An 11,393-nucleotide genomic window follows, 5' to 3' on the forward strand; every position below is an offset into this window, starting at 1 on the left:
TCTCTCGTAAGGCCTCCAGGGCCGGGAACCCACAGGGATTCACCCGGCACCCGCGGGTCACCACGAACCCGTCCATCAGCAAGACCAGCCGCCCCGCCGGGGCCAGGCCGGAATCCCTACACACGGATTAGGACCATGCCATGAACACCCTGTCACCTCCGCCGGAGGCCATCTCGAAGGGCCAGAAGCCTGGGTGGTTTCCCGCCGCGGCGCTCACCGGTGGGTTGAACGCCGTGCTCGCCTCCGGCACGGCCTGGTCCTGGCGGGCCTGGGTCTGGGTGCCGCTTCTGCTGCTCGCTGTCGGTTGCACGGTCTACGAGTGGCAACTCCTGGCCCGCAGCCGTTGGCGGATGAATCCGCTGGACTGGGGGCTGCTGACCGTCACTCACCTGGGCCTGGCCGCCTCGCTCGCGTTCGCCGCCGGCCTCGGGGTCTGAAGCCGTGCCGTAGCGGGTCGTCCGTGCACAGGCTCCGCGCGAAGGTGCCGCACTCTCCAACTGGGGTGTCCCTCTTCTTCCTTCGGCCCCGGAGGTCGAGCGCCGTGCCGGGCGATGCGACGGAGGCCGACCCGGGCGCGGACGGGAGCGCGTCCTGCCGATCCCTGGCCGCCCGTGGACGACGAGGCGTCACGGGCGGCCGGACGCATGGACCGACCACGACGACTCGTATGCCGGCCCGTACGAGCCGGGTGGTGTCGCGTGTCGAGGTAGGCCCGCACCGAGTCGGTGTCCGCCTCGACGCGCACGATGGGGCCAATCGCCGACGGGTGGACCGAGGAGTCGCAGGTGTCCAGGCGGATGTAGTGGGTCGCGGCCCAGCCGCACCGAGGTCTGCCACCAGCGTGGCGGTCGGTGGCAGCGGCAGCATCGCGGCCCGGTCCACCCGCCGCTTGAGTACGGACGGTGAACGTTGCCAGCCGATCCGGTCGGCGACTACCGTGGCCGGCGTCCGCGGGAATTCGGCCGGCAACTCGCGGATCGCCGGCTCCACCTCAGCCACGATCGAGCCGACGCTTGCGACCTCGTATGCCCATCAACACACCCATCATGATCACGGATGTTGCGACAAGCTTTAGAACCCAAGGACCGTCAGGGGGTCACGGTTGGGAGATCGCCGACATGGTCAGGGCCGGGCTGCTCGGACGTGGACGAGACCGGTCTGTGGACCGGTTGGTTCGGTGGCTTGTCTCTGGGCGGTTATCGGTGGATGTTGGGGCGTGGGGACTGCGAACCTGACAGGAGCTGGGTGTGGACATCCTCGGTGGTGGCAGAGCCTTCGACGGCGTGCGGGGACGTGCGTTCGCAGGGCGTGAGGGCGAGCTGCGGGAGCTGCTGGCCGCGGTGTCCGAGGCGCGTCCTGCCGTGGTGCTGGTGGAGGGGGAGGCGGGGATCGGCAAGTCGCGGCTGGTCGCGGAGGCGGCGTCCGTTCTGGGCGAGCGCGGTCTGCGGGTGCTGGTGGGCGGGTGTCATCCGTTGCGTGAGCCGTTGGCGTACGGGCCGGTGATCGACGCGTTGCGCCTGGTGGGGCCGTGGTTGCCGCCGGTGGAGCGGTTGGGTGTGTCGGCGGGTGCGCTGGCGTCGTTGTTGCCGGATCTGGCCGGAGCGCTGCCGGATCCGCCGCCCGCGCTGCCGCGGGAGGTGTTCGCGTCCGGTGCGGGCCGGTTCCGGGTGGTGTCGGGGGTGCGGACGGTGTTGGAGGCGGTGGCGCCGGCGGTGTTGGTGGTGGAGGACGTGCACTGGGCGGACGAGGCGACCCGCGAGCTGCTGTTGCTGTTGGCGCGGGACATGCCGCGGGATGTCGCGTTGGTGCTGACGTATCGGGCGGAGGACCTGCCGGGTGGCCGTCCGGTGCTGGGGGTGCCGTTCCGGCGTCCGCCGTCCACCGGCGGCGCCGAGATCGTGCTGGGTCCGCTGGGTGAGGCGGAGCTGCGGGAGATGGCTCGGGACGTGCTGGGCGGCGAGCCGGCCCCCGACCTGGTGCGGACCCTGCTGGAGCGCAGTGGCGGTCTGCCGTTGGTGATCGAGGAGGATCTGATCACGCTCGCCCGATCACCGGGAGTGGCGGGCGTCACGGCTCTGCGGGTGCCACGGAGCCTGGGTGAGCTGCTGGCCGAACGCAGGGCGCGGCTGGGCCCGGACTCGGCGGCGCTGGTCGACGCCGCGGCTGTGCTCGCGGTACCGGCCGGGGAGGCGCTGCTGGCCCGCTCGGCGGGCCTGGACGAGGACCGCGCCATCGCGGCTCTGCAGGAGGCGCTCGGCGCGGCGGTGCTGCGGCAGACGGGCCGGGACGCCTACGGGTTCGGGCACGTCCTCGCGCGGGAGGCGGTCTACGACGGCATTCCGGGGCCGGTGCGCAACCGGATCCACCGGCGGGTCCTGGAGGTGCTGCAGACACTGGACCCGCCGCCGCTGGTGCAGATCGCCCACCATGCCCGGGCCCTGGGTGACCAGGCCGCTTGGCTGCCCCGGGCCCAGGCCGCGGCTGACCGGGCCGTCGCGGTCGGTGACCACGGCACCGCCACCGCCCTGCTGAACGAGATCATCGACCAGCCCGACCTCCCCCCGGACCAGCTCGTCCGTGCCGCCCTGGCCCTGACGTACACGGCCTCGGTCGGCACGGAGTCCGCCACCACGATCAGGATCCTTCGCCGGATCTTGCGGGTGGCGGGCCTGCCCGATGTGGTGCGCGGCCGGATCAGGATCAGCCTGGGGTCACTGCTGAGCCACGAGGCCTGGGACCCGTCGGGCGAGGAGGAACTGCTGACCGCCCTGTCGGAGGTGGGGGACAACGACCCGGCCGCTACCGCCATGCTGCTCGCCCTGCTGGGCGTGTCGATCACCGGCCGGTGCTCGCTCGCCGAGCAACGGGACATGGTCGCGCGCGGCTACGCGCTGCTGGTCGGGAACGAGGACGGCCAGGCCCGGTCGCTGCTCGATGTCGCCCGTTTCCTGCAGCGGTGCGTGGTGGCCGATCCCGCCGTCCCGGGGTTGCTGGCGGCGCTGCCCCGCGCGGGCGACGACATTCAGGCGCTCCAGCGCACGGCGGTGATCGTCTGCACCGGTATCGGCGGCTCGCTCGGTGTCGGGCACGATGGGCGCGCCGCGGCCGGCATCGCGGATCTGCGGGCCCTGGCAGCGCCCGCCCGCCTTCCCGTGATGGGGATCTACCTGGACGCCTTCCAGGTGGAGCTCGACTGGCAGGCCGGTCGGTGGGACGACGCGGAGCGGGGCCTGGTGGCCTTCCGGGAGCGCTACCCGGACAACTCGTTCGGACCGGAGAGGATCCTGGCCACCGTGCGGGGTCTGACCGCCGCCGCCCGCGGCCTCACCGCCCGGGCCGCCGCCGAGTTCGGGCAGGTCCTGGCCCGTAGCGGACTGCACCTGGACTCGCTCGGTGCCGCCGCCGGTGCCGCCCGACTCCACCTCGCCGGCAACGACCCCCAGGCAGCCTGGCGTGCTCTGACCGACCCGCTCGACTTCCTCGCTTTCCTGGACCGCAAGGAGGCCTGGGCCTGGGCCCGGGACCTCGTCCCCACCGCCGTCGAGACCCTCCTCGCCCTGGGCCGCACCGGTGAGGCCTCAGCTCTCGTCGTGCGTCACGCCACCGAGATCGACGGCCGGGACGCGCCCGGCGCCGTCGCCGAGCACCACCACTGCCGCAGCCTGCTGCTGCGCACCGGCGACCCCGACGCGGCGATGGCGGCCTTCGACCTCGCTGCGGCACGGTGGGCCGACATCGGGCGCCCCTACCGGGTCGCCCTCGCCGCCGAACGCGCCGCCCGCACCCGCACCGACCTCGACGAGGCCGCCGCCCGCCTGGCCGGGCCGATCGCCACCTTCGAACGCCTCGGCGCGGCCTCCGACGCGGCCCGGTGCCACCGCCTGCTGCGCGAACTCGGCCTCAAGACGCTCAACCCGCGCGGCCGGGCAGGCTACGGCGACCGCCTGTCCCCGCGCGAGGAACAGATCCGGAACCTGCTGGTCTCCGGTGCCACGAACAAGGACATCGCCGCCGCGCTCTTCATCTCGACCCGCACGGTCGAGAAGCACGTGGCCCAGGTCCTGGCCAAGCTCGACACCACCCGCGCCGACCTCGCCCGCGGACGGGCCTGAACCGAACCCTGCCCCGAGGACCACCCCCCGGTGGCACCCGGGCCCGGGGAGTCCCGGACTGCCGTAGAAGCTCCTGGAGTCCGCGCGAGGGAGCGATGGCGGACCACCTCGGCTCGCGAGCCCCGCCGATGTGGTGCGCGCCGACGTCCGGGGCGAGTCCCTCAGGCCTCGTCATGTGGAGACGGGTGGCCGGTTCCCGGGCGCGACGGCGGCGCTGCCACGCCCCCGTCCTGGGCGCGTGGGTTCCGACGCCCGGCCCGGTGGTCCAGCGGCGGGAAGACCCGAATCGCTGATGGCGCGGATAGCGGAATCGTATGGGCGCCGCACCGCGCCGGCGCCCCGCGCGCCGACGGAATCGTCCCCGGCCGGATCGAGAACCGGCACGACAACCCACCCCGTTCGCCGGGTCCGTCCATCACCCCACCCACCCGATTCCGTGGACGGATATCCGGGTGAACGCGTATTGACGGCGCCGTCGCGCTGCCGCTGTAGTTCCACTCAATCACCCCGCTTCGTTCGCCGGTTCCGGCATACCTCGCACCGGAATCGGCGAAGCGGCCCCAGCGCCTCGTTCGGCCGGCCTGCCCCCACCTGGGTGCCCCGCGCCCTGCGGGTGCCTCACCCCCCTCCGCCCGCCGATCCGGTGGCCCACACCTCCACCCCCGCTCGGCCACGTCCGGTTCAGGGCCGTGGTGCGACGGCATCGGAAGGCACCCATCACGTCAGGAGAAGATCATGGACGACTCTTCCCGCACCCCCTCCGAGATCAGCCGCCGCAGGGTGGTGCAGATACTGGGCGCCGGCGCGGTGGCGGCCACCGCCGGCACCGCCCTGAGCGGCACCACCGCGGTGGCGCACTCGAAGTCCCAGACGGGGCTGATCGCGGCAGTGCTGGACGACACCGACGGGCACACGAACGCCCGCGGGCTGACCAGGCTGCTGAGGAATGCCGGGTTCACCGTGGTGGCCCTGAACCCGAACCAGCCGGTGCGGCTGAGGTCCGGTCTGGTCCCGGCGCCGGTCGTGCCGGTCGCGGAGACCGCGCCGGCCGACCCCGCGCCGGCCGGTCCGCAGGACGTGCACCTGGTCGCCTTCGGCAGCTTCGCCGGCGCCTCGTACTCCGCCTTCGTTACGGGCCAACGTGCCTCGCTGCAGGCGTTCGTCAGAGCCGGCGGGGTGGTCCTCGACCTCGCCAAGTCCGACGTTCCCGGCGAAGGCGTGTCCTACCTGCCCGTCTACCTGGCCGACTGGACCGACGGCGTGTGGAACACCGGCGCGAGAAGGTGGGAGGACGACGCGATGGTGGCGGTGCGCACCGATGCCGACTTCAACACGGTCTACCCGGTGATCCCCACCGCTCCACAGGCCGCTCACCCGCTGGTGGAGGCGCTGACGGCGCGCGGTGGCCAGGTGTTCACCGGGCGCCGCACCTCTCGCCTCGACGGGACGGTGACGAGGCCGATCAGTGTCAGTTGGGAGACGATCGGTGCCTGGCGGGACATGCGCGTGCTCCTGGCCTGTGCGCCGGGGGCGGCGGGCTTCCCGGCGGCGCTGCTGGAGGGCAAGGACAGGGACGGAACCGGCAGGTATCTGGTCTCCAGCCTCACCATCGACAAGTGCTACGCGGCGGACGGCACGACGGCGGTCGAGTCCCCTGCCGCCATCGAGGACAGTCACGAGTTCTTCCACGCCCTGGCGACCTATGTGGAGAAGGTGCGGACGGGGCAGGCGGATCCCGTGACCGCCACGCCGTCGCCCAAAGCCGGTCCGCTCGTCGGTGACGTGGGCGTGTCCACGGCCCGGATCTGGGCCCGGCCCGGCCGGACCGGGTCCTGGAAGTGCGAGGTGAGAGAGGGGAGCACGGTGAGGGCCACCCGCACCGGCAGCACCGTGGCCGCCAACGACGACACCGTCCTGTTCGACGTGGCGGGGCTGACGGCGAACACCGCCTACACCTTCACCATCACCCCGGACACGGCGGTGCCCTTCGTCCCGCTGACGGGGTCGTTCAGGACCGCGCCGGCGACCGCGGCGACCCCGGTCACCCTGGGCTTCGGCTCCTGTGCGCACGGGGTGCCGAACCCCGTGTGGAACCAGATCATCGCCAAGGGCTGCGACGGCTTCGTCATGCTGGGCGACACCCCGTACGTCGACAACGGGATCGTGGGCTTCAGTGGCAGCCCTCTGGAGAGGGCGCGCAGGAAGCACCGGGACTTCCTGGCCTCGCCGGGGATCGACAGGCTGGTCAGTTCGATGCCGGTGTGGGCGACGTGGGACGACCACGACTTCGGAAGGAACAACGCCGACGGCAAGTTCCCGGACAAGGCCCTGCACCGCCAGGCCTTCATCGACTACCGCGCCAACGCCACCTTCGGCCACGCCTCCGACAGCAGTACCCAGCCGCTGACCACCCGGGACACCGGCCTGGGCGTCTACACCTCCTTCCGGCGCGGCCCGATCGAGGTGTTCGTCCTCGACCCCAGGTGGTTCTCCGATGCGGACACGGGAGCCTGCCTGGGACCGGTCCAGATGGCCTGGCTGAAGGCCGGGCTGTCCGCCAGCACCGCCACGTTCAAGATCCTCGCCTCGGGAATGACCTGGTACAACAAGTCCGGTACCGAGAATGACGAGTGGTACACCTACACCACCGAGAGGAACGAGGTCTTCAACTACATCAAGAACAACGGCATCAAGGGCTGCGTCCTGCTCACCGGGGACGTCCACGTCTCCCGTGTCCTGAAGAACCACTACGGGACCGATGCCGACCCGGCCCTCGGCTACACCATGTGGGAGTACGTCACCAGCCCGCTGCACAGACTGTTCCTGTCCGGGGAACAGAACTACAAGCCCACCGGCCTGCAGCACAGCGTGCCCGAGCCGAACTCCTTCCTCAAGCTGGAAGCCACTCTGACGACGCTGACCGCCACCTGGATCAACGGGTCGGGCGCGACGGTCATCGGACCCCTGGTGCTCAACGCGACCGACCTCGGCTACCCGGCAGCGCCGACAGGCTACCACAAGGCGTCCGTCGCCGCCACCAGCGACGCGATCGACGTGAGCGGGGCCAGTGCGGCCGAGGGTGCCCCGGTCGTCCGGTGGCTCTACAACGGTGCCTCGAACCAGCGCTTCCAGGTCAGGCCGCTCGACGGCGACTACGTGCGCATCGTCAACCAGAACAGCGGCAAGGACCTGAGCGTGGCGGGCGCCTCCCAGACCCCCGCAGCGGGCATCGTCCAGAACACCTACACATCCGGCGCTCCCGCCAACGACGAATGGCGCCTGGAAGGAGACGGCGCCGGCCGCGTGCGCATCCGCAACCGCCACAGCAACCTCTACCTCACGGCGGGCAGCACCCAGGGCAGCCAGTTCACACAGCAGCCCTACGACTCCGGCAACAACCTGCAGACCTTCACCATCTCGCCGGCCTGACCCGGCGAAACCACCAGCGAGCACGACGGGGTGGGCGGGCGACGCCGGATCCCACCCACCCCGACCTCCCCGACCCCGGAAAGAGGCGACCAACCGCCTCGCGTGACAGACCGCCGGAGAGCTCGCCCAGCGCCGACCACCCCGCCCCCGGTCCGACAGACAGTCAAGGAGAGCCGCCCATGCTCCGCAACGGCCTGGAACCCTGGCACCTCATCGTCGTACTCGCCGTGATCGTGCTCCTCTTCGGCTCCAAGAAGCTCCCCGAGGCCGCCCGCGGACTCGGCAAGTCCCTGCGCATCCTCAAGGCCGAGACCCGGGCCCTCCACGAGGACACCCCACCCGACACCCCCGCCGAAGCCGCCCAGGCGGCCCAGGCCACCCCGGACACCGCCGCCCCGGCGGCCATCCCCCCGGCCCGGACCGAGACACCCCCCACCGGCCACACCACCACACCCAGCACCCCCCACCCCAACACCCCCTGACCCGCAACCCTCCCGGGCAAGCCCCCAAGGCCCCGACTCACGGGCACGCACGGCCGACCGCTCGGGTCGAGACCTGTGCCCTCCTCAAGACTCCGGGCACCGACGGACTGGGTGGGACCTCCCGTCGGTGCCCGGACCCGGTCTGTGCCCGGACCCGGTCTGTGCCCGGACCCGGTCGGCGCCCAGCAGGGGATGCTGAACGGAGGATCGAACCTCAGCCGGGCAGGCGGCAGCGTCCGGGCCGGGCCGTGGAGCGGAACGGACGAACGCGTGAGCCGGTCGGGTCGGACTGGGGGTGCGAGGGTAGCCCGGCGGCCGCGGCTGTGATGCCGGCTGACGGACCGACCCCCCCGCGCGCGCTGAGCGCGACGGGGGGTCGGTCGCGAGTGACCGAGTCCCGTCGTCCGGGTCGGCCCCGGCGCGGTAGGTCTCGTTCTCATAACGCGCCGGGATCGAGCGGCGGCCCGGAACTCTCCTGAATGAGTTCGGAGAGCCCACAAGGCTTGCGGCGTCGTCGACCCATCGCGCGTGGTGGCGTCCGGACGTTGAGGCGCCGTCCATAATTCCTCATACGCATGATTTCCGGAGCCTTCCCCTGGCCCGGTCGTGAGTGCGGCAGAGATTTCGTGCACGGATTTCCCGGCAGCTCTACGATTTGTCGATTGACGCGTCCATGCATATCGGGGGCGTTGTCTCGTGGCGATACGAAATGCGATGCCCGGGGGAATCGTCTCGCGAGGGATCCCGCCGCGACCCCGGCCGGTGCGTGATTCCCGGTCGGGGCCGTGGGCCGGTCGTGGGCTAGATGTCGAGCGCGGCCTCGATCCGCTTGAGGCCGTGCCGGGCGAGTGCGAGGTTGGCGTGTGAGCGGTCCAGTGCCAGGTAGAGGAACAGGGAGCCATAGGTCCTGGTCAGCGGGCGGATCAGGTGGTACTGGGTGCCGAGGGTGATCAGGATGTCCTCGATGGTGTCGTCGATCGACAGCGCGGCCAGGGCGCGCACCTTCGCCCGGACGACCTCGGTGTTGGCGGCTGCCGCGACCTCCAGGTCGAGGTGGTGCCCCCCGCCGAGGAATCCGAGCGACATGCCGCTCTCGTAGTCGGCCAGGGCCACGCCGACAGCACCGTCAATGGTCATCGCGCTCTTGAGAGCTTCGTCTATCTTCATGCGCTGGCCGTCCTTCGTCCGTCTCTCGGGAGAACCCCCGTGTGGTGGACCAAAATAGCAAGAAGAAACCCGCGGTGGTCGCTTTGTGGGGGCTGTGGAATACAGTACGCTGACGGGAATTCAGAACGTGAAAGGGGCCCGGTGCGCGCACTCGAAGCTTCTCTCTCCGAGGTGCTCGGACGGCCCGGCGTGGTCGGCGCCGCTCTCGTCGACGCCGTCACCGGTCTCACCTACCGGTCCGCCGGGGACCACCGGTCGCTCGGCCCCGGGACCGAGCTCGCCGAACTGGTCGACATGATCGGTGCGCGGCTCCACGAGGCCGGTGCCGAGGGCGACCTGGAGAGTGTGGTGGTCACCAGTACTCGTCGTTACGAGATCGTCCAGGTCGTTCCCCGGCGGGGAGACCCGCTGCTGCTGGCCACCGTGCTGGACCGGGAGCGGATCAATCTGGCGCTGGCGGTCCAGTGGACCGCCGACCGTACGAAGGACCTGCTGCGATGACCGGACCCGCCGGCGATCCGCCCCGACCGGTGCCGTCCGTGCCCCTGACGGTCCGTGCGATGACCGCCCGGCTGCGGGAGCTGGGCGGCCGTGGGTTCACCGGTACCGTCACCGGCTCCGCCACCGGCTCCGTCACCGCCTCCGGAGCGCCGGGCGGCGCGATCCACCTGGAGGACGGTTTGGTCACCGCCGTCGAGACGCCCGCGGCCCCGACCGCCGAGACCTTGCTGCTGAAGTCACGACCGGTCAGCGAGGACGACTGGCGGGCCGTCGAGTCGCTCGCGTCGGCGAGGTCGCCGGGTGACGCCTCGACAGTCGGGGGCACCGACCTCGGCGCCGCCCTGCTGGCGCGGGGTGCGATCGGCGCCGGGGAGCTCGAAGTCGTCTGCGCCGCAGCCGTTTTCGACGGCGCCTTCGCCCTGGCGCTGAGCCCGCCCGACGATTGGCGGACCGTCGAGGAACCTCTCCCGCCCGCGCGGATCGCGTTGCGCCCGGGGATCCCCCCGCAGGAGCTCTTCGAGGAGGCCGCCCGGAGGCTGGCCCTGCTGGAGCGTCTCTGGGGTCCGCCCGCCGAGTTGGCCCGGATCCGGATCAAGCCGGCCGCGTCCTCCGAGCCCGGCCTCGCGCGGGCCCCGGCCCGGTACCGCCGGATCCTGGATGCGGCGACCGGCCGCCGCACGGCGCGCGACATCAGCTTCGTCCTGGGGCGTGGGGTGTTCGCCGTGCTCCTCGACATCGCCCGGATGGACGCCATGCGCCTGCTCCACCGGGAAGGGGCCCATCGGGATGCCCTGGCACCGAGCGTCGCCCCGCGCACGCCGTCGGCCGGGCCGCTGCCCGCCGCGACCGCGCCGCTGCCGCGCCGCGTTCCCGGCGTACGCGGTACCGGGGGCCGACTCGCGTTGCCCGGGGGGACCGGGACCGCTTCTCACGGACCGATGAAGTCACCAGAACCGCTGACCCGACCTAACCAGACTCACTCACCGTACCCGGTGCACCGGGACGACAGAGACGACTGAGAAGAGCACATCATGAGCAGCCGGATACCGATCACCGTCCTGGTCGACGAGTTGCACGCCTTCCGTGAGCGGGTCATGGGCGTGGGCGAGAGTGTCATCTCCACCGCGGACGGGATGCTGGTGGCCGCCGACACGGCCACCGTCCACCCCGAGTCGGCCGCCGCGCTCGCGGCCGCCATGCTCGGCCTCGGCCGGCGCACCGCGGCCGAGTTCGGCGTGGGGGGCCTGCGCGACGTGGTGGCCCGGTGCGGCGGCGGCTACGTCGTGGTGCTGGCCATCGGGGAGCAGGCCCTGCTAATGGTCCTGGGCGACGAGGGCCTCGACGTCGTCGGCCTGCACCGCGAATCACCCGCCACGGTGCGTCGGTTGGGCGAAATCCTCGGGGTGGCGACCACGGTCCAGCCGCACTGACGACCGCGCCGACACATCTGGGCGCACCGCCCGGCGCCCAGGATCCGGCGCCCAGGATCCGGCGGCAGGACGTCCCGGGCCTGCCGCCGGGGGTCGTCGGCCCGTGGTGCGAGCCGCCGAGTGGTCTCAACGGCCCTCCGGGCCACGGTGCGGAGCGGAGGGCCCCGGGCCCGGCCGCCAGGGCCCGGGGCGCCCCACCCTGGGCCGGCCCCGGGGGCCCCCCCCCCCCCCCCCCCGGGGCGGTGGGGGGGGGGGCCGGCCGGGGCGCCCCC

The 11,393-nt window shown here is 72.2% G+C and carries 8 protein-coding genes; 7 read left to right on the forward strand and 1 reads right to left on the reverse strand.

Annotated features, from left to right (window positions below; translation table 11 throughout):
- The first annotated feature begins 140 nt into the window (after positions 1-140).
- The 4 genes from ACFXHB_RS43025 (at position 141) to tatA (ending at position 8,023) form a co-directional block, all read left to right on the forward strand.
- Complete coding sequence (locus ACFXHB_RS43025) at positions 141-437, forward strand: hypothetical protein (RefSeq protein ID WP_380582403.1); 297 nt, start codon at positions 141-143, stop codon at positions 435-437.
- A gap of 810 nt (positions 438-1,247) precedes the next feature.
- Positions 1,248-4,112: an ATP-binding protein gene (locus ACFXHB_RS43030; protein ID WP_380582405.1), complete on the forward strand. Its 2,865-nt coding sequence runs from the start codon at positions 1,248-1,250 to the stop codon at positions 4,110-4,112.
- A 735-nt stretch (positions 4,113-4,847) separates the two neighbouring features.
- Positions 4,848-7,541 (forward strand): alkaline phosphatase D family protein, encoded by a 2,694-nt coding sequence (locus ACFXHB_RS43035; protein WP_380582407.1) that lies wholly within the window; start codon positions 4,848-4,850, stop codon positions 7,539-7,541.
- Positions 7,542-7,720: 179 nt separating this feature from the next.
- Complete coding sequence (gene tatA / locus ACFXHB_RS43040) at positions 7,721-8,023, forward strand: Sec-independent protein translocase subunit TatA (protein WP_380582409.1); 303 nt, start codon at positions 7,721-7,723, stop codon at positions 8,021-8,023.
- Between the two features lie 801 nt (positions 8,024-8,824).
- Here tatA and ACFXHB_RS43045 read toward each other — a convergent pair.
- Positions 8,825-9,190, reverse strand: a complete 366-nt coding sequence (locus ACFXHB_RS43045) for a hypothetical protein (RefSeq protein ID WP_380582411.1) — start codon at positions 9,188-9,190, stop codon at positions 8,825-8,827.
- 141 nt (positions 9,191-9,331) lie between these two features.
- On the opposite strand from ACFXHB_RS43045, the gene ACFXHB_RS43050 reads away from it, so the two are divergent.
- From ACFXHB_RS43050 to ACFXHB_RS43060, 3 genes are read left to right on the forward strand one after another with little or no spacing between them, the layout of a single operon-like run.
- Positions 9,332-9,691, forward strand: a complete 360-nt coding sequence (locus ACFXHB_RS43050; protein ID WP_380582413.1) for a hypothetical protein — start codon at positions 9,332-9,334, stop codon at positions 9,689-9,691.
- A complete protein-coding gene (locus ACFXHB_RS43055) occupies positions 9,688-10,710 on the forward strand; it encodes a hypothetical protein (protein WP_380582415.1) in 1,023 nt (340 codons plus the stop codon). The genes ACFXHB_RS43050 and ACFXHB_RS43055 overlap by 4 nt, the downstream gene beginning before the upstream one ends.
- Before the next feature lie 12 nt (positions 10,711-10,722).
- On the forward strand, positions 10,723-11,121 hold the full coding sequence (locus tag ACFXHB_RS43060) for a roadblock/LC7 domain-containing protein (protein WP_380582417.1): 399 nt from the start codon (positions 10,723-10,725) through the stop codon (positions 11,119-11,121).
- Positions 11,122-11,393 lie beyond the last annotated feature (272 nt).

The organism is Kitasatospora sp. NPDC059327 (assembly GCF_042752535.1).
GTDB lineage: Bacteria > Actinomycetota > Actinomycetes > Streptomycetales > Streptomycetaceae > Kitasatospora.